Origin of the sequence: Bacteroides sp. 1001136B_160425_E2, from assembly GCF_015559655.1 — a bacterium.
Classification (GTDB): domain Bacteria; phylum Bacteroidota; class Bacteroidia; order Bacteroidales; family Bacteroidaceae; genus Bacteroides; species Bacteroides luhongzhouii.
On the sequence record NZ_JADMQH010000004.1, the window covers coordinates 236,231 to 257,079 of the forward strand.

The window sequence follows — 20,849 nt, forward strand, 5'->3', positions numbered from 1 at the left end:
TAACGAATAAATGTGTTAAGTATAATATATATTAGTCTTAATGACCAGTAATGTCCGTATTATAATCTTCCCGATTATATTGCCATAACAGAATAGGATATCCTTTCGCATTTACCTTGTAATACCATGAGTTTCCCCATCCTGCATCAAGGTAGTTCTGCATATTCGATAAGAACTCCTTCGACTTAGTTTCCCCATCGTGGGGTTGCTTCACACCGACTAATTCACCGGAAAATTCGGTTTTAGGTACTCCGGCATTCAAAATCTTCATATCGTCTGTTGCCCAACAATCAACAACCGTCATATTAGCTGCTCCCATGAAGGCGGCAATACGCCCCAAATTTACACCATTTTTCTTATTTTCCACTAATTTATTCAAAGCAACGCATCTTTTAGGTGCAGTATCAAAATAAGCTCCGATACCTGCTGCTCCGGAATTCATTGAAATAACTTCACCTGCCGCATAGCAATTCTCCAATATACCACCAGCCCAGACAATACCTACTATCCCCCCGGCACGTGAATTTCCTGTTTCATTCTTCGCTGTAACCGTAGCAGTAGAATAACAATTCTTAATGGACGAATACACAGAGCCGCTCGGTTTACCGATATTACCGGAAATACCGCCAATTATATCAAATCCCGATACCTTTCCGCTCGTATAACAATTTTCTACACTTCCGGTAAATACGTCCGAAGTCGGGATTTTTATCCCTACATAACCGGCTAATATTCCGCCTCCATTTTGTGCCACAATATCTGCATCCACAATTCCCAAATTCTTGCAGACTCCACATAACACCCCGAACAAGCTGGCATAGTTACCTTGCGATTTCAAGCCTTTTATAACATGCCCGTTTCCGTCAAAATGGACGAGTCTGTCATAAGGCTCACTCACATTCAAAGCCTGCCAATCAATCCCTGACATATTCACATCGGCCTCCATTCTGAAATAAACCATTCCTTTAGAATAATTGACCTTATGCATATCCTGCATATGTCTCGCCGTTTTTATAATATAAGGATTATCCTCCGAACCGTCACCAGAGTCAAACAACTGCCCGTTGCTATGCTTCTTTACCAAGATGAAAGTCCTGACACTGCGTTGTCCGTAATGATCGAACTTTTTATTATCACACGGATAGTTGACTACATCTGTGGCTGAAAGATTACTGTCGCGTATATACATCGTTGTAGACCCTCCCCCGTCTACGTTCAAGGCATGCTGTGGTTTAAAATACTGGTTTATAAAGGAGGTAAGCTCTTTGGCAGTCATTCCTGCCGCCAAATCCGCACGACCGTCCACTGTTACCAACAAAAGTTTATTCTGTTCTGTCAAAGCCACAGCGGTACGGGGATGACGTACTCCCTGATGTCTTCGGTAATCCTCTCCATCCAGGGAATTCAGGTTGATTCCGGTTATATCTCCAATAAATGTTTCACCTACCGGTTGATAATTATCTATCAAGACTGGTGCTCCCGAGAATATGTTAGGCATTGAATTATAGGAATATGATTCCTTTGTTCCATATCCAATTTCAACCTTATAGCCGTCATAAGCTATGGCCCCTTCATGTTTCCAATATCTTAAATGACCTTCGGGAAGAGTGATCGGTGAAATTATTGAGCCATTGACTTTTACGAAAGAGGCTTCAAGTTCATACGTACCATTAATTCCGGCTACCGCATCATGTTTCAGAGCAACGCTTGACAAAGAATCGAGTTGAGGAGCCGAAACAAACTCCAATTCGTAATCAGGACTCGACAGGTCGATTTCAAGCACATTTATTTGTTGTTGGGCATTGAAAGCCCCTTTATTATAGGAGTACCATATAAAACTCTTTCCGTCAATAGAATCTATTTTCCAGCCATCTTTGTCCTTCAATGTCGGTTCTTCAACCGGGATAGGAGGAGGAGTATAATTCTGTCCCTTTCCTATCATATCGCTGAAATCTTCATTGTCCAGTTGGCTGGAGCAGCTGATAGCTATTATAAAAAGCGTAGAAACTAGTAATATCATTATTCTATATTCTTTCATGACCAATCAAATTAAAAGTTTAAATTATCATTCCATCCCGGATTCTGTGTCAGAGCTCCATTTGTCAAAATACGGTCCTGCCTTGGAATCGGGTATAAATAGTCCCGTTCTTCATTCCACTGGCGAGGAACATCTTTATAGCAAATCACATTCCCGGATTCTCCTTCTGTCAGTTCTACCGTAACTCCAATCTCCAGATATTCAAGCGCATTGACACCACCAGGCTTTGCTCCTTTATACAGACAGACATCAATAGTCCCGTCATGATTCAGGTCATAATTACCCGGACCGGGGAAATACATTCCCAAAAACTCATCATCCATACAACTCCCCGCTTTCCAACGCATTAAATCATAATAACGGAAGCCTTCCATTAACAATTCTATGACTCTTTCACGACGGATTTCCAGTATGACTCCTTTATTCGTTTCAGAGACATTAGGATAGACATTCAGCAGATAAGGATCGGGGTCCGTATTAGCGTCACTCATATTCAGGTTCGGCATTCCTACCCTATCCCTTATTAATTTAATCGTCCTGTCAATATCATTCTGTTCCAACGTTCCCCTTTCCGCTTTGGCTTCCACATAATTCAAAAAAACCTCCGCCGTCCTGAAAATAGGAAAATCATTTTCAGACGTGTCACCTACATCATATTTGGTGGCACCCGAATATTTAATTAAATGATACCCAGTCATTGCCGAAGAGAAATTAGGACCCGACTGTTTCGTTTCTCCCGGACGTATATATCCGGGAGTACGGATGGTCTGTGCCAAACGAGGATCTCTGTTCTGACATTCATCAAAGAATACCTTAGTGGCATATCCTTGCATGTCCGTAAAACGGGAACCGTTCTTATTCAAATACATATTTACAATCTTTTTCGATAATCCGGGTCTGCCTTTCGAAGCTGTATTTTCAAAACCTTGCACGTCGTGACGGATATTCAGTGTCCCATTATAGTCTCTAGCCAAAACAATTTCCTGCTGAATGGCATTCAAGGAAGAAAAAAGAGTCTGATAAGGAGTACTGCCTGTTTTATACAAGCTATATCCACTATTCTTCATAAAGTCATCGGAAGCAGTAATACACGCATCCAAATATTTTTCGTAGTCTGCTATCCCATGATACTTACGGAAAGTGCCTTCAAACAAACAAACTCTTGACTTCAGTGCCAATGCAGCCCATTTACTGACTCTGTAAAGTTCTTTATCTTTGGATAAAGTAGTAATAGCAAAATCCAAATCTTCAATGATTTTCTGCATCACAAACTCTCTGGAATCCCGGGGTTTATACAACAGTTCAGCATCAGACGAATCCAGTACTTTATCATACCAGGGGACATCTCCAAATCGCTGTACTTTCTTAAAGTAAAAATAAGCCCTGAAAAAACGGGTGATTGCATCGTACTTATTACGTACATCTTGATCTTCACAATTATGAGAATTCTCTAACAAGAAATTAAGACTTCTCAATGCCTCCCAATTCCATCCTCCACCCGTCGATGGAATGATCCGTTGCCCAGTTACCTCATCATCCAACGGAGAAACAATCAATACATCTGCATTATCTTTATAAATATCTGCTGCCGTAGGCAGTATATTATAGTAAAACTGATTACTATACAGTTGAAGTTCGTTTTCATTCTTGAAATAGGTGGTTGGAGACAAACTGTCTTCAGGATAAAGGTCCAGTTTATCACACGATATAAAAAGAATGGTAAACAACCACATAAATATGATACAAAACTTGGTTTTCATATATAGATATATTAGTTATTATCAGAATGTAATATCAATACCAAAAGAATAAGTCTTTGAGAACGGATAAGAGAGTGCATTAGTCTTACCTGTTTTCCAATTTGTTCCGGCAGCAGCCGCTTCCGGATCAATATAATCCGTATCCAGCCTGTCTAATGTGAGCAGATTCTCACCACTGAAATAGAGACGGGCTTTCTGTACATGTATCTTTGATAACCATTTAACAGGTAACGTATATCCTACGGTCAGGTTTTTCAGTCGGCAATAGGCAAGACTTTGCAAGTATCTGTTATTAACCGATGACAAGGAACGGCCATCAGTCCATGCGATATATCCTCTGGGGCGGGGGAAATAAGCATCAGGATTGTCTACGCTCCATACGTCTGCCAGAAAATCCTTCGGAATGAAACTTGGTGCTGGTGAACTATACGGTCCCCAAAAGGCAAATGCATCACTGGATGGGTACCAGTCTTGTTTCCCCACTCCCTGAAAGAACACGGAAAAGTCAATGCCATTCCATTCTGCATTAAGTCTGATACTATACGTATAGCGCGGAAGAGAATTACCTATAATCCGTTGGTCCTTAATATCATTAGCACTGACAGTTTGTTCGATCTTATTATTGCCATCAAGATCGAGATATTTCATGTCTCCAGCATGCAGTCCTCTATCGACAACGGCATTATTGATGATATAGTTTACGACACTCTGGTCTACTCCATAATTAGCTGCCTCTTCATCTGTCGCAAAATAGCCATCAACCATATACCCCCATATATCTCCCAGTCTCTGACCGACATAAGGAGAGCTGATTTCTTTATTAGGGTTATCATATTTCGTAATCTTGGAGACATTATCCCCGATTCCAAACGAAACACCATAGTTAAAAGGTTTGTCCATTACATTAAAACGGTCATTCCAGGCAACGACCAATTCCCAACCTTTGGTCCTTAAGTCAGCAGCATTCATATTAGGAGATTTTGCGCCATAGACAGACGGTAATGCTTTGCCGGGCATTAGCATGTCTTTTGTATCCCTTATATAAGCATCTGCCGAAACATTCAATCTATTATTGAAGATACCGATATCAAGACCAATATTTTTAGTAACTACGGTTTCCCATGTCAAGTCGGAAGCATTAGGAGCGGTTTCATAGGCATACGAGGCTTTTTCTTTATCACCAAACGAATAATTAAGAACTTTTCCTGTTTCTATTTGCTGCAGATAATCATAATAACCAACTTGCTGATTGCCCAAAGTTCCATAAGACAGTCGTAACTTTAGGTTATCTACTGTATTTTTCAATGCTCCATAAAAAGGCTCTTCGCTAATGCGCCATCCGGCGGAGAACGATGGGAAGAAGCCGTACCGATGGCCTTTTTTAAACCGGGAACTGCCATCGTATCTTCCGCTCGCCTCAAACAGGTATCTTCCTTTATAATCATAGTTTGCCCTATAAAAGACGCCAAATAAAGCATATTTATTCTTTCCTCCGGTGACTACTGTATTTTCTCCCTTAGCCAGATTAAAGTCATTCAATTCATCAGATAACAGTCCATCTTTACTCACAGTCAGATCTTCATAAGATTTTGTCTCATAGTTGATACCGCCTGTCAGTTTCACATTATGAGAGCCGGCAAACAAGTTACCATAAGTTCCGTAAGCATTATATGCATAATACAGATTTTTTGTATTCAACACAGTCAGTTTATTCCCTCCGCTTGTACTCTCGGGCATGGTAATCGTAACACCCGGTACCTTGGAGTATTGCATGTCTACACTTCTATTGGTACATTTCTTGTCATATTTCGAATATGTGTAATTCCCTATGATTTCAACATGTTTTACCGGATTTATAACGACTTCAAATGTGGTCATAAACTCGTCTATCTCATCTTTATTATTATGTTTCTTATTAGATAATGCAACGGTGGTACCCGCCAAAGTATAGTTCATTATATTAGTTTCATACACCAGTGTACCGTCAGGATGTACAGGCACTAATATAGGCAAGGCACGATAGCTTGCATTCTTAAATATTGTATTCACTCCACCAAGTCCCGGATAGGAGTAATTCGATTTGAAATAAGAGGTATTATTACTGACGGATAACCATGGAGTCACTTTGGCTTCCAGCCTTGATTTGAAGTTATAGCGTTCATACTTGTCCGGTTGTATTTTAAGAACTCCTTTCTGATTATAATATCCTCCGGAAAGCCTGAACTTCAAATGTTCACTTCCACCGGAAATGCTTACATTATGTTCATGCGTCGGACGTTTATGGTCATATAAATAATTATACCAATCAAAATTCCCATAGTATTTATACTGTCCGTTTTCAGTTACTACCCAGGGCCGTTCGGGTTGTTCCGTCTTATCATTTCTCCTGATCCACAACTCATGATAATCCTTTTCCGTATATGTGAGCAATGGTGTCCCTTGCCAGGTAGAGAAAAACATATCACTAATACCGGCCGCATAATATCCACGGGTTTCATAATCTGTCGACGTAGTTACATCACTAAAGCTATATCGTCCGTTATAATTAAGAGTGACTTTGCCTTTTTCTCCCGTTTTTGTAGTTACCAGAATAACTCCATAGGCGGCACGTGCTCCATAAATTGCCGCAGACGACGCATCTTTTAAGACCGAAACAGAGGCGACATCATTCGGATTGACACGATTCACATCTCCCTCCACTCCATCAATAAGGACCAACGGTTTGGCAGAACCACTAATGGAATTCACACCTCTGATATTAAACGAACCTCCATCTCCTGCACGACCGGAAGAAAAAGAGACAGTCATGTTAGGAACTGCTCCTTGCAGTAATTGAGACATAGTCGAAGCAGAACGCCCTGCCAATTGATCCCCCTCAACCACAGACACGGCACCTGTCAAATTGACTTTCTTCTGTGTTCCATAACCTACAACCACCACTTCTTCCAAAGATCTGGAGTCTTCTTGCATGGTTATATTGATAACCGAATTATTCTTGACTGGAGATTCAACGCTCTTATAACCTAAAAATGAGAAAACCAATATACTATTGTCCGGAACCTCGATAGTATATCTTCCATCCATATCGGTGATGGCTCCTATTTTCTCACCTTTAACAGCTACATTACAACCGACAATAGCCTCTCCCAAATCATCTTTCACAGTTCCTGTTATCTTCCGACCGAGAGTTACGTTTTTCATTTTCTCCATACTTTTCACCAGAATAATATGGTTGCCTTCCATCGTATACGAGAAACCTGTTCCTTGCAAAACTCTATTAAGAATTTCGGCAACCGTGGTTTCCCGAGTAGATACTGCTATTTGTTTGTCCAAAGCAATCTCGTGTTCATTATAGATAAACAAATAGTCTGTTTGTTTTTCAATCTGCCTGATGATTTCGGCGAATGTTGCGGTTCCTTTATTCATCGTAACTTTTTGATTCTGAGAATAGCCATCCAGGGCATACGTCTCAAAAATAATGAATAACAGGAAAAAGACAGTTAACCTCATAATTCTTAAAATTTGAGTAGAGTGTGTTTTTCTATGGACAATACGTCCACACCAAAGATTATTTTTCATATCTTTGCCTAGAGTTATTAAGTTAATACATAAAGATTTGGAATGAAAGTCGAGTCTTTTTATTGACTTCTCACATATCGGTAAATGTTGCAGCATTTACCGATATTTTCGTTTTAAACAGACAGGTGCTCTTGTTCTCATGTTTTTCATTTTAGGATTCATACTTCTTTATCAATAGATGATAATCTGATTCTTCTCATCATCCTGCATATAGTTAAATTTAACGTACTTCTGCAATACCTTCATCACGTGCTCAATACCTTCTTTCTGCCGGAACTTACCTGTACACGGACGGGAAGCTATCTTTTGATTATTGTTGATAATCTTCACTTCATAATATTGCTCCAATTTCTTGAATACCGTTTCCAAAGGTTCATTCTTAAAGGAATAGATTCCCATCCGCCAGAGGAAATCGTTGTCCGAAGTGAATGCCTCTTTATAAAGTTTACCGTCTCTCGCTTCTACTTTCTCATACGGTTTCAGCACTATTTCGTTTTGCGTATCCGGCTGGTAGACGGTTACTTTTCCTTCTATCAGAGACGTTTCAAACATATCGGAATTCGGATAGGCGGATACGTTGAAGGTGGTTCCCAATACCCGGATATCATATTTCTGCGTTTCAACAATGAAAGGGTGTTTCTCGTCGTGCGCCACTTCAAAGTATCCTTCTCCTTCCAAAGCCACTTTTCTGTTTTTAGAGTGGAAGCCGTTAGCGGGGTATTTCAATGTGGAGTTGGAGTTCAACCAAACTGTTGTCCCGTCAGCCAATATCAGATTGGCACGCTGTCCTGCTGGAACGGTCACAGTCTGCATGTCGGTAGAATGCTCCAACCGATAGCCCTGATATTCCTTATGGATGATGAAAGCGAGCATGGCAACTACCGCGGCTATCTTCATCGACGTCCAGAGATACCGCATTACAGGCTTCTTCTTTTCCGTATTCTTCGTATTCTGTCCGTCAACGTTTCCGTTCCAAAGGGTTGCGTTATAAATGCGATGTAACTGCATCAGTTGTTCACGATGTTCTTCGCTCTCTTTCATCCAGCGTATCACTTCTTTCTTTTCTTCGGGAAGTACGTCACCGGCAATATATTTATTAAGTAGTCTTATGTCCATATAGCGTTCTATTATCCAAAGCATTTATCCGCCCTGTACATAATAGACACACCAGGAAAGAAGTTCACTAGTTGAAAAGATGAAAAAGTGAGTTATTCTTCAATCAACAGGTTATTAATGCTTAGGACAGTACTTCTTCACTCCTTATATATTAATAGAAAAGTTGCTGTCTATTAGGTATAAACTTCCTCTTATCCAATAGTAAAGTTGCACTTGCCTAACTGTAAACTATAAATGCAAGCTTTGATTATAAAAACAGAACTTGCGTTTATAGTTTGAAAGTAATCAAAAAGAAGTTTGCAACTAATGAAATACAAGTTTAGACTTAATACAAAAGAAGTTATCTATTAATAGACTGGGAATAAAGCAGTACTTTATTAAATGAAGAAGAGATAAAGATAATCTTTCAGATTAACACGTAAGGCTTTCAACGCCTTACCTATATGATAATCGACACCTTTGACGCTGATATTCAACGTATCGGCTATTTCTTTTATAGATTTGTTCTCATAGCGGCTCATTCTGAAAACATTCCGGGTTTGCAGCGGCAATGTATCCAATGTCCGATTGACAATCCTGTTAATCTCTTCCGAGAAAATATCCGTCGGATTGCAGGCGTCCAAAGAAGAGATGCGGAAGTCAAGCTCATAGAGTTCGTCATTCAGGATATTCTCACGAGCTTCCATCCGCAGATGTTCGTTTCGCAGATGATTCAACGATTGGTTCTTTACTACGGTCATCAAGAAAGCACGGATATTATCCACTTCTTCCGTTTTCATCGTAGTCCATAAGGTAATCATCGCTTCGGAAGCTATATCTTTCGACAGCATTTCATCATGGAGATAGGATTTGGCGAATAGAAAGCAACGTTGATAATACTCTGAATAGATATTATCAAATGTCATATTGGAGTCTGTGACGTTACCCGGCTTTCTCATTTATCAGATTCTTATTGGTGGAGCAAAGATAAACCAAAAAAGTTATCTTTCAAAAATCAACTATAAAAACTAAAAGACACCCCATATCAAACTTCCGGTTTTCCACTGCCCTTGAAATATTTTCGTCTTATCTACTATACACTTCCGCTTTTTTTCGTACTTTTACCCCTTGTTGGGAAGAAGTGCCTTTCCAACCCTCGAGAACAGAAAAAGAAAAAACAATATATAAAATGAATCACAAATGGAATTATCGACCCATTACACCCGAACAGGCAGAGACAAGCCAGACATTGGCCCAGGAATTAGGGATTAGCCCGATTCTTGGACAACTTTTGGTACAGCGGGGAATTACGAAGGCAGCAGATGCCAAGAAGTTTTTCCGCCCGCAGTTGCCCGACCTGCACGATCCGTTCCTGATGAAGGATATGGATATTGCAGTAGAACGTCTGAACAGGGCGATGGGAAAGAAAGAACGTATTCTAATTTATGGAGATTATGACGTAGACGGTACTACTGCCGTGGCATTGGTCTACAAGTTTATTCAACAGTTCTATTCGAACCTTGATTATTACATACCCGACCGCTACAACGAAGGGTATGGCATTTCTAAAAAAGGAGTGGACTACGCCGCTGAAACCGGTGTAGGATTGATTATTGTACTTGATTGCGGAATAAAAGCAGTAGAGGAAATCACGTATGCCAAAGAGAAAGGGATTGACTTTATCATCTGTGACCATCACGTGCCGGATGATATTCTCCCGCCTGCCGTAGCTATCCTGAACGCCAAACGCCTGGACAACACGTACCCGTACACCCACCTTTCCGGTTGTGGAGTCGGTTTCAAGTTTATGCAGGCATTCGCCATTAGTAACGGCATCGAATTTCATCACCTGATTCCGTTGCTCGACATCGTAGCCGTTAGTATCGCATCGGACATCGTTCCGATTATGGGTGAAAACCGTATTCTCGCCTACCACGGTCTGAAACAACTGAACAGTAACCCGAGTATCGGTATGAAGGCCATTATCGATGTATGCGGACTTTCTGAAAAAGAAATCACCGTCAGCGATATTGTGTTTAAAATCGGACCGCGCATCAATGCATCGGGACGTATTCAGAATGGGAAAGAAGCTGTAGACCTACTGACGGAAAAAGATTTCTCGGCGGCACTTGAGAAAGCCGGACAAATCAACCAGTACAACGAAACCCGGAAAGACCTCGACAAGAGTATGACGGAGGAAGCAAACAACATCGTTGCCAATCTGGAAGGATTAGCCGACCGCCGCTCTATTGTGCTCTACAACGAAGAATGGCACAAAGGAGTGATCGGTATCGTAGCTTCCCGCCTGACGGAAGTGTACTACCGCCCTGCCGTGGTACTGACACGGACGGATGACATGGCAACTGGTTCCGCACGTTCTGTTTCCGGTTTCGACGTATATAAAGCAATCGAATATTGCCGCGACCTGCTGGAAAACTTCGGAGGACATACATACGCCGCCGGACTATCAATGAAAGTGGAGAATGTGGATGCTTTTACCAAACGGTTCGAAGACTACGTTTCACGGCATATCCTGCCGGAACAAACCAGTGCCGTCATCGAAATTGATGCTGAAATCGACTTCAGGGATATTTCGTCCAAGTTCTTCAACGACCTGAAGAAGTTTAATCCTTTCGGTCCCGACAACACGAAACCCATTTTCTGCACTCATCACGTTTATGATTATGGAACGAGTAAAGTGGTGGGACGCGATCAGGAACATATCAAGCTCGAACTGGTTGATAACAAATCGAATAATGTAATGAACGGCATTGCGTTCGGACAGAGTTCGCATGTGCGCTATATCAAAACAAAACGTTCGTTCGACATCTGTTACACTATTGAAGAAAACACGCATAAGCGTGGCGAAGTTCAACTTCAAATTGAGGATATAAAACCGATTGAATAAGTATCAGGAGATTTTAAAACAATATTGGGGATATGACTCCTTCCGCGACTTGCAGGAGGAGATCATCACCAGTATCGGCGAAGGCAAAGATACACTGGGGCTCATGCCCACCGGAGGCGGTAAGTCCATCACCTTTCAAGTGCCTGCTCTCGCCCAGGAAGGGATTTGCATTGTCATTACTCCGCTCATTGCCCTGATGAAAGACCAGGTGCAGAATCTGCGCAAACGCGGCATCAAAGCTCTTGCCGTATACTCCGGCATGACGCGGCAGGAAATTCTCACGGCACTGGAAAATTGCATCTTCGGTGATTACAAATTCCTCTATATTTCTCCTGAACGTCTGGACACGGAAATATTCCGCACCAAACTGCGGTCGATGAAAGTCTCCATGATTACAGTTGACGAAAGTCACTGTATCTCACAGTGGGGATATGACTTCCGCCCCGCTTACCTGAAAATTGCCGAGATACGGGCACTGTTACCGGGAATTCCAGTACTGGCACTGACCGCCACCGCCACTCCGGAAGTGGTGAAAGATATTCAAACCCGCTTGGATTTCCGTGAAGAGAATGTTTTCCGCATGAGTTTCGAGCGGAAAAACCTGGCGTATATGGTCCGACAAACGGATAACAAGACTCAAGAGTTGCTGCATATCTTACGAAAGGTACCGGGCAGCGCCATTATCTATGTCCGCAACAGAAGACGGACCAAAGAAATCACTGAATTACTGGTAAACGAAGATATTACCGCCGACTTTTATCACGCCGGACTGGATAATGCCGTAAAGGACCTGCGTCAAAAACGCTGGCAAAGCGGCGAAGTTCGTGTAATGGTAGCAACAAATGCCTTTGGAATGGGGATCGATAAGCCCGACGTGCGTATCGTATTACATCTTGATCTCCCCGATTCTCTCGAAGCCTACTTTCAAGAAGCCGGACGTGCAGGAAGAGACGGTGAGAAAGCGTATGCCGTAATCTTATATACTAAAACGGACAGAACGACGTTACACAAGCGTGTAGTGGATACTTTTCCCGATAAAGACTACATTCTCAATGTGTATGAACATCTGCAATATTACTATCAGATGGCAATGGGCGACGGTTTCCAATGTGTCCGTGAATTTAACCTGGAAGAGTTTTGCCGGAAGTTCAAATACTTCCCGGTTCCGGTAGACAGTGCACTGAAAATACTGACTCAAGCCGGTTATCTGGAATATACGGACGAACAGGACAACGCCTCACGCATCCTTTTTACGATTCGCCGGGACGAATTGTACAAACTTCGGGAAATGGGAACGGAAGCTGAAGCACTGATACAGATGATTCTCCGTTCTTACACCGGAGTGTTTACCGATTATGCCTATATCAGCGAAGCCACCCTTTCCGTACGTACCGGACTGACCCGCGAACAGATTTATAACATATTGGTCACGCTTACCAAACGTCGCATCGTGGATTATATTCCGCACAAAAAGACTCCTTATATTATATATACGCGCGAACGGCAGGAACTTCGTTTTGTGCACATTCCCCCTGCTGTCTACGAAGAGCGCAAAGCCCGATATGAAGCTCGCATCAAGGCGATGGAAGAATATGTCACTTCGGAGAATGTGTGCCGAAGCCGGATGCTGCTCCGCTACTTCGGAGAGAAAAACGAGCATAACTGCGGACAATGTGATGTTTGCCTTAGTCACCGTGTAACAGATACACTGACCGGGGAATCTCTTGAAGAACTGAAAAAGAGAATAGCCGAATTACTTACTCAAAAGCCGCATACACCGGCAGAAATAGCCGAGAAAATAGAAGCGGAGACAGAGAAAATCAGTGAAGTCATCCAATATTTATTGGAAGAAGGCGAGTGGAAGATGCAGGACGGAATGATACATATTTCAAAATAAGTTACTACCTTTGCGAGGTAACTCAAAAATAACACAACCATGCCGAACTTTTTTAAATCATTCTTCTCCGGTAAATCAGAAACTCCGGAAAGTGAAAAACAGAAAAACGATCAGAAAAATTTCGAGATTTTCAAATACGACGGTTTACGTGCACAACGCATGGGACGTCCGGATTATGCAGTAAAATGTTTTACTGAAGCTCTTGCCATCCAGGAAGAGTTTGAAACAATGGGCTATCTTAGCCAACTCTACATCCACATGGAAGAAACGGCAAAAGCCCGCGAACTGTTGGAGAAAATGGCTGCAATGGAGCCTCATGTCACGAGTACTTTCCTGACACTAGCAAATGTATGCTTCATCCAGGAAGATTATCAAGCTATGGAAGAGGCTGCCAATAAAGCGATTGCCATCGAAGAGGGAAATGCCGTAGCTCATTTTCTGTTAGGAAAAGCCCGCAAGGGACAGAACGACGATCTGATGACTATTGCCCATCTCACCAAAGCGATCACTTTGAAAGACGATTTCATCGAAGCCCGTCTGTTACGTGCGGAAGCCTTGTTAAATCTGAAACAGTATAAAGAAATGATGGAAGATATAGATGCTGTACTTGCCCAAAATCCGGAAGAAGAAACTGCCATGCTCCTACGTGGAAAAGTGAAAGAAGCCAACGGTCAGGACGAGGAAGCGGAAGAGGATTACAAACTGGTAACGGAAATAAACCCGTTCAACGAACAGGCTTACCTTTATTTAGGACAACTTTATATCAATCAGAAGAAGTTGGTGGAAGCCATCGGGCTGTTTGATGAAGCCATCGAACTGAATCCGAACTTTGCAGAAGCCTACAAAGAACGCGGACGTGCTAAATTGCTGAATGGTGATAAGGATGGCTCCGTAGAAGACATGAAGAAATCTCTGGAATTGAATCCGAAAGAAGAAGCTGGTCTGAACGGAGAATTCAAAAATTTGGGACCAAAACCGGAGGCACTTCCGGGTATCTTCTAAATACCGGAAACCAAGAAACAAGTATCACTTAAAACAGAAGCGCAAATGTAATACTGAATAACCTTTTCATTTGTTTTTGATGAAAAAACAAAAAAAATATCGTTTTTTATTTGCATCTAACAGAAATTTATTACTTTTGCCCCAGAATTAAAAACCAAAGCAAAAAAATAAAGATTCAAATGAGATCATTTACTTATGCATATTACTTCTTTTTTTACTTTTACTTTAGCAACAAAGTAGAGCGGGAGTTTGTATGTATCAAGTGACAGTGATGCTTAAGGACTGAATAGAGAAATCAATCATATGAATCCCGCTCCAATATGGATGCGGGATTTTTTTATATAATACATTTAGAACAATGAAGAAAATAGCAATTCAAGGAACACTCGGCTCATATCATGATATCGCCGCACACAAGTACTTCGAGGGAGAAGAAATAGAGTTAATCTGTTGTGCCAACTTCGAAGACGTGTTTACTTCGATACGAAAAGACAGCCAGGTTATCGGAATGCTAGCCATCGAGAATACGATTGCGGGAAGCTTGCTGCACAACAATGAGTTACTGCGACAAAGCGGCACACAGATCATTGGTGAATACAAACTGCGTATCTCGCACAGCTTCGTCTGTCTCCCTGATGAGAACTGGGAAGATCTGACTGAAGTCAACTCTCACCCTATCGCCCTGATGCAATGTCGCGAATTTCTGAATCAACATCCACAGTTGAAAGTAGTGGAAGGTGAAGATACTGCCCGTAGCGCGGAAATCATCAAGAATGAAAACCTGAAAGGGCACGCCGCCATCTGCTCCAAAGCTGCAGCCGAACGTTATGGCATGAAGATCCTTCAGGAAGGCATTGAAACGAACAAACATAATTTCACCCGTTTTCTGGTAGTTGCCGATCCCTGGCAAGTAGATGAACTCCGTCAACATCATGTCAATGCAACCAACAAGGCGAGTATGGTATTCACTCTCCCGCACACGGAAGGCAGTCTGTCGCAGGTTTTGTCTATTCTATCGTTCTATAATATCAATCTGACAAAAATCCAATCGTTGCCAATCATCGGACGGGAATGGGAATACCAATTTTACGTAGATGTAGCTTTCAACGATTATCTAAGATACAAGCAATCTATTGCCGCAATCACTCCATTAACCAAAGAACTTAAATTATTAGGCGAATATGCAGAAGGAAAATCAAACGTATAAAATCGCTCCTGCCGACAGATTGGCAAGTGTTAGCGAATACTACTTCTCAAAGAAACTCAAAGAAGTAGCACAGATGAATGCTGAAGGAAAAGATGTCATCAGTCTGGGCATCGGCAGTCCTGATATGCCTCCTTCTAGGAAAACCATCGAAACATTGTGTAACAATGCTCATGATCCCAACGGACACGGTTATCAACCGTATGTAGGTATCCCTGAACTGCGCAGAGGTTTCGCCAATTGGTATCAACGCTGGTACGGAGTGGAACTGAATCCGAATACAGAAATACAACCATTGATCGGTTCGAAAGAAGGAATCCTCCATGTTACGCTGGCATTTGTCAATCCGGGTGATCAGGTGTTAGTCCCAAATCCGGGGTACCCCACCTATACTTCTTTGAGTAAAATACTTGGCGCGGAAGTTATCAACTATGACCTGAAAGAAGAAGACGGTTGGATGCCTGACTTTGAAGCACTGGAAAAGATGGATCTTAGCCGCGTAAAACTGATGTGGACCAACTATCCCAACATGCCGACAGGAGCCAATGCTACTCCGGAATTATATGAACGTCTCGTTGATTTTGCACGCCGAAAGAATATCGTGATTGTGAACGACAATCCGTACAGCTTTATCCTGAACGATAAGCCTATCAGTATTCTGAGTGTACCGGGAGCCAAAGACTGTTGCATCGAGTTTAACTCTATGAGCAAGAGCCACAACATGCCCGGATGGCGTATCGGTATGCTGGCATCGAACGCGGAGTTCGTGCAATGGATATTGAAAGTGAAAAGTAATATCGACAGCGGTATGTTCCGTGCCATGCAACTGGCTGCAGCAACTGCTCTTGAAGCAGAAGCAGACTGGTATGAAGGCAATAACGAAAACTACCGCAACCGCCGTCACCTCGCCGGTGAAATTATGAAAACATTGGGATGCACCTACGACGAAAAACAAGTAGGAATGTTCCTTTGGGGAAAGATTCCCGCCTCCTGCAAGGATGTAGAGGAACTGACGGAAAAGGTGTTGCATGAAGCAAGAGTGTTTATCACTCCGGGATTTATTTTCGGCAGTAACGGAGCAAGGTATATTCGTATCTCTCTTTGTTGCAAAGACAATAAGTTAGCGGAAGCATTGGAAAGAATAATTTCAACGAAAACAAGTTATTAAAAGAATAAAAAACAAATAAGAATATGGAACTCGAATCAATTTTATTACCGGGCATTGAAACTAAAAGACCAATTGTCATTGCCGGCCCTTGCAGCGCAGAAACAGAAGAACAAGTAATGGATACAGCCAAACAACTGGCTGCTAAAGGACAGAAAATATATCGTGCCGGAATTTGGAAACCGCGTACAAAACCGGGAGGTTTCGAAGGTATCGGTGTAGAAGGTCTTGCCTGGTTGAAAGAGGTAAAGAAAGAAACAGGAATGTATGTTTCTACGGAAGTAGCAACAGCCAAACATGTTTACGAATGCCTGAAAGCAGGTATCGATATTCTTTGGGTAGGTGCGCGTACCACTGCTAATCCTTTCGCCGTACAGGAAATCGCTGATGCACTGAAAGGTGTTGATATCCCCGTATTGGTTAAGAACCCGGTGAATCCGGATCTCGAATTATGGATCGGAGCATTGGAACGTATCAACAACGCTGGTTTGAAACGCCTAGGTGCTATCCATCGTGGTTTCAGCAGCTATGACAAGAAGATCTACCGTAATCTTCCCCAATGGCATATTCCTATCGAACTGCGTCGTCGCATCCCTAATCTTCCGATTTTCTGTGATCCGAGCCATATCGGTGGAAAACGTGAATTAGTAGCTCCACTTTGCCAACAGGCGATGGACTTGAACTTCGACGGTCTGATCGTAGAAAGCCACTGTAACCCGGATTGTGCTTGGAGTGATGCTTCTCAACAAGTTACTCCGGACGTACTCGACTATATCCTCAATCTGTTGGTAATCCGTACTGAAACGCAATCTACCGAAAGTCTGGCACAACTCCGTAAACAAATTGACGAATGTGACGACAATATCATTCAGGAACTATCAAAAAGGATGCGCGTAGCCCGCGAAATCGGTACCTACAAAAAGGAACATGGAATCACCGTTCTCCAAGCCGGACGTTACAATGAAATCTTGGAAAAACGTGGCGCACAGGGCGAACAATGCGGTATGGACAGCGAGTTTATGAAGAAGATTTTCGAAGCCATCCATGAAGAATCGGTTCGTCAACAGATGGAAATTATTAATAAATAAAAAGCAGCCTCTCCCCAACCCTCTTCCAAAGAGAGGAAAGAAAGCAATCTCCTGTTCATATTGACAAGAGTAACTTTCAGTCTGTTCTCCTTGGAAGAGGGTTAGAGAAAAGATTATTAAATAAACATTATGAGAATATTAATCCTTGGAGCCGGTAAAATGGGCTCTTTCTTTACTGATATATTAAGCTTTCAACATGAGACGGCCGTGTTCGACGTCAACCCGCACCAGTTGCGTTTTGTCTATAACACGTATCGTTTCACCACATTGGAGGAGATTAAGGAATTTGAACCGGAACTGGTTATTAATGCCGTTACAGTGAAGTACACGCTGGATGCCTTTCATAAGGTGTTGCCTGTGTTGCCGAAAGACTGTATCATTAGTGACATTGCCTCTGTAAAAACAGGACTAAAGAAGTTCTATGAAGAAAGTGGTTTCCGTTATGTCTCCAGCCACCCGATGTTTGGCCCTACTTTTGCTAGTCTTAGCAATCTGAGCAGCGAGAATGCCATCATCATCAGTGAAGGCGACCACTTGGGAAAAATATTCTTCAAAGACCTCTATCAGACATTGCGTTTGAACATCTTCGAATATACGTTCGACGAACACGATGAAACAGTAGCCTACTCGCTTTCTATTCCGTTCGTATCGACTTTTGTATTTGCTGCCGTAATGAAACATCAGGAAGCTCCGGGAACTACGTTCAAAAAACACATGGCAATTGCCAAAGGTCTATTAAGCGAAGACGACTACCTGCTTCAGGAAATTCTGTTTAACCCACGCACTCCGGGACAAGTGACTAATATCCGGACAGAGTTGAAGAACCTTCTTGAAATTATCGAGAACAAGGATGCGGAAGGAATGAAAAAGTATCTGACAAAGATTCGGGAGAAGATCAAATAATCCGTACCGACATAGATAAGATTTAACGATCCCCTGTAAAAAAGTTCTTTGCAGGGGATTTTTTTATGTGTACCTTTGTATCCGCAAAAACGGATTCACAGGAGAAAGAATGATAGATCAAATTACCATAGACCGGATATTGGATGCGGCACAAATCATAGATGTCGTTTCGGATTTTGTCACCCTGCGCAAACGTGGTGTCAATTACGTCGGTTTGTGTCCGTTTCATAGTGATAAAACCCCTTCTTTTTATGTCTCTCCCGCCAAAGGATTATGCAAATGTTTTGCTTGTGGAAAAGGCGGAAACGCAGTCCATTTCATTATGGAGCACGAGCAGATGTCTTATCCGGAAGCACTGAAATACCTTGCCAAGAAATACAATATTGAAATCAAGGAGCGGGAATTAAGCGATGAAGAGAAGTTTGTGCAAAGCGAACGCGAAAGTCTGTTTATCGTCAACAACTTTGCGCGCGACTATTTCCAAAACATACTAAAGAATCATATAGACGGACGTAGCATCGGTATGGCCTATTTCCGCAACCGTGGCTTTCGTGATGACATTATTGAGAAATTCCAATTAGGTTACTGTACTGAAAGTCACGACGCTTTCGCTAAAGAGGCAATCCAAAAAGGATATAAGAAAGAGTATTTGGTAAAGACCGGGCTTTGCTACGAAACGGATGACCATCGGTTACGGGATCGTTTTTGGGGACGTGTTATTTTCCCTGTCCATACGCTTTCCGGTAAAGTAGTGGCTTTTGGCGGACGTGTACTTGCCAGTGCAACGAAAGGAATCAAAGTAAAATATGTCAATTCGCCCGAATCGGAAATCTATCATAAAAGTAACGAGCTATACGGTATATATTTCGCCAAGCAGGCTATTGTAAAACAAGACCGTTGCTTTTTGGTTGAAGGTTACACGGATGTAATCTCCATGCATCAATCCGGCATAGAGAATGTGGTTGCTTCTTCAGGAACAGCCCTTACACCGGGACAAATCCGTATGATTCACCGGTTCACCAACAACATGACTGTGCTTTACGACGGTGACGCAGCAGGTATCAAGGCTTCTATCCGGGGAATTGATATGTTATTGGAGGAAGGTATGAATATCAAAGTCTGTCTTCTTCCCGATGGGGACGACCCGGACTCTTTCGCCCGCAAACATAACTCAACAGAATTTCAGGCTTTCATCTCGGAACATGAAACGGATTTTATCCGCTTCAAAACGAACTTGCTGCTGGAAGATGCAGGAAAAGATCCCATCAAGCGTGCGGAACTGATTGGTAACTTGGTACAAAGTATTTCCGTCATTCCGGAAGCAATTGTCAGAGATGTCTACATCAAAGAATGTGCCCAGCTACTTCATGTAGAAGACAAGTTACTGGTATCGGAAGTTGCCAAAAGACGGGAAACTCAAGCGGAGAAACGAGCTGAACAGACGGAACGGGAACGCCGGATGGCCGAAAGAACAGCTATGATGTCTCAAGGAGCTACTCCTTCTGAAGATATGCCCATGTCTAATGGAGATATTCCGTTGCCCCCTGAAGTAGATAGCGGATATACAGAAGTTCCTCCCGCTTTGCAGGAAGACAACTATGCTTCTTTTATCCCCCAGGAAGGAAAGGAAGGACAGGAATTTTACAAGTTCGAACGCCTGATATTACAGGCGGTAGTCCGGTATGGAGAAAAAATCATGTGTAACCTGACGGACGAAGAAGGAAACGAAATTCCGGTAACCGTTATAGAATATGTGATTAATGATTTGAAGGAAGATGAGTTAGCCTTTCATAATCCGCTGCACCGCCAAATGCTATCAGAAGCTGCTGCACACATGCACGATTCCAATTTCATAGCTGAACGTTATTTCCTGGCACATCCTGATCCGGTAATCAGCAAATTGAGTGTAGATTTGATTAATGTGCGTTATCAACTTAGTAAATACCACTCCAAATCCCAAAAGATCGTGACGGATGAAGAGCGCCTCTACGAAATGGTTCCGATGTTAATGATTAATTTTAAATACGCAATCGTAACAGAGGAATTGAAGCACATGCTTTATGCTCTGCAAGACCCAGCTCTCGCCCATAATAATGAAAAATGCGACTCGCTTATGAAACGCTTTAATGAATTGAAAACCGTACAAAGCATCATGGCAAAACGTTTGGGAGACAGGGTTGTTTTGCGATGATTCCTCATCGGTGCCGAGA

13 protein-coding genes are annotated in these 20,849 nt (G+C 42.3%); 8 read left to right on the forward strand and 5 right to left on the reverse strand.

Features of this window, described 5'->3' with window-relative positions; genetic code table 11:
* Positions 1 to 37: 37 nt before the first annotated feature.
* The 5 genes from I2I04_RS05470 to I2I04_RS05490 all read right to left on the reverse strand — a co-directional run bounded on the left by I2I04_RS05470 (position 38) and on the right by I2I04_RS05490 (position 9,398).
* A complete protein-coding gene (locus I2I04_RS05470; RefSeq protein WP_223225880.1) occupies positions 38 to 2,020 on the reverse strand; it encodes a phosphodiester glycosidase family protein in 1,983 nt (660 codons plus the stop codon).
* A 29-nt stretch (positions 2,021 to 2,049) separates the two neighbouring features.
* Complete coding sequence (locus I2I04_RS05475; RefSeq protein WP_195654549.1) at positions 2,050 to 3,798, reverse strand: RagB/SusD family nutrient uptake outer membrane protein; 1,749 nt, start codon at positions 3,796 to 3,798, stop codon at positions 2,050 to 2,052.
* Positions 3,799 to 3,819: 21 nt separating this feature from the next.
* The gene (locus I2I04_RS05480; protein WP_195654550.1) at positions 3,820 to 7,377 is read right to left on the reverse strand and encodes a TonB-dependent receptor; all 3,558 of its coding nucleotides are present in this window, start codon (positions 7,375 to 7,377) and stop codon (positions 3,820 to 3,822) included.
* Positions 7,378 to 7,548: 171 nt separating this feature from the next.
* Complete coding sequence (locus I2I04_RS05485; RefSeq protein WP_195654551.1) at positions 7,549 to 8,493, reverse strand: FecR family protein; 945 nt, start codon at positions 8,491 to 8,493, stop codon at positions 7,549 to 7,551.
* Positions 8,494 to 8,870: 377 nt separating this feature from the next.
* The gene (locus I2I04_RS05490) at positions 8,871 to 9,398 is read right to left on the reverse strand and encodes an RNA polymerase sigma-70 factor (protein WP_032841961.1); all 528 of its coding nucleotides are present in this window, start codon (positions 9,396 to 9,398) and stop codon (positions 8,871 to 8,873) included.
* A gap of 263 nt (positions 9,399 to 9,661) precedes the next feature.
* Between I2I04_RS05490 and recJ the strand changes: the two genes are divergently transcribed.
* The 8 genes from recJ to dnaG all read left to right on the forward strand — a co-directional run bounded on the left by recJ (position 9,662) and on the right by dnaG (position 20,830).
* Positions 9,662 to 11,380: a single-stranded-DNA-specific exonuclease RecJ gene (gene recJ / locus I2I04_RS05495; RefSeq protein WP_195654552.1), complete on the forward strand. Its 1,719-nt coding sequence runs from the start codon at positions 9,662 to 9,664 to the stop codon at positions 11,378 to 11,380.
* The gene (locus I2I04_RS05500) at positions 11,373 to 13,277 is read left to right on the forward strand and encodes an ATP-dependent DNA helicase RecQ (RefSeq protein ID WP_195654553.1); all 1,905 of its coding nucleotides are present in this window, start codon (positions 11,373 to 11,375) and stop codon (positions 13,275 to 13,277) included. Before recJ ends, I2I04_RS05500 begins: the two co-directional genes overlap by 8 nt.
* Positions 13,278 to 13,316: 39 nt before the next feature.
* Positions 13,317 to 14,279, forward strand: a complete 963-nt coding sequence (locus tag I2I04_RS05505; protein ID WP_143259044.1) for a tetratricopeptide repeat protein — start codon at positions 13,317 to 13,319, stop codon at positions 14,277 to 14,279.
* 358 nt (positions 14,280 to 14,637) lie between these two features.
* Positions 14,638 to 15,486, forward strand: coding sequence for a prephenate dehydratase (locus I2I04_RS05510; protein WP_143259043.1), 849 nt, complete (start codon positions 14,638 to 14,640; stop codon positions 15,484 to 15,486).
* A complete protein-coding gene (locus I2I04_RS05515) occupies positions 15,461 to 16,651 on the forward strand; it encodes a pyridoxal phosphate-dependent aminotransferase (RefSeq protein WP_143259042.1) in 1,191 nt (396 codons plus the stop codon). The genes I2I04_RS05510 and I2I04_RS05515 overlap by 26 nt, the downstream gene beginning before the upstream one ends.
* Before the next feature lie 23 nt (positions 16,652 to 16,674).
* Positions 16,675 to 17,736, forward strand: a complete 1,062-nt coding sequence (locus tag I2I04_RS05520) for a bifunctional 3-deoxy-7-phosphoheptulonate synthase/chorismate mutase type II (protein WP_143259041.1) — start codon at positions 16,675 to 16,677, stop codon at positions 17,734 to 17,736.
* A gap of 129 nt (positions 17,737 to 17,865) precedes the next feature.
* The gene (locus I2I04_RS05525) at positions 17,866 to 18,639 is read left to right on the forward strand and encodes a prephenate dehydrogenase (RefSeq protein ID WP_143259040.1); all 774 of its coding nucleotides are present in this window, start codon (positions 17,866 to 17,868) and stop codon (positions 18,637 to 18,639) included.
* 109 nt (positions 18,640 to 18,748) lie between these two features.
* Positions 18,749 to 20,830, forward strand: coding sequence for a DNA primase (dnaG, locus tag I2I04_RS05530; RefSeq protein ID WP_195654554.1), 2,082 nt, complete (start codon positions 18,749 to 18,751; stop codon positions 20,828 to 20,830).
* Positions 20,831 to 20,849: the final 19 nt, after the last annotated feature.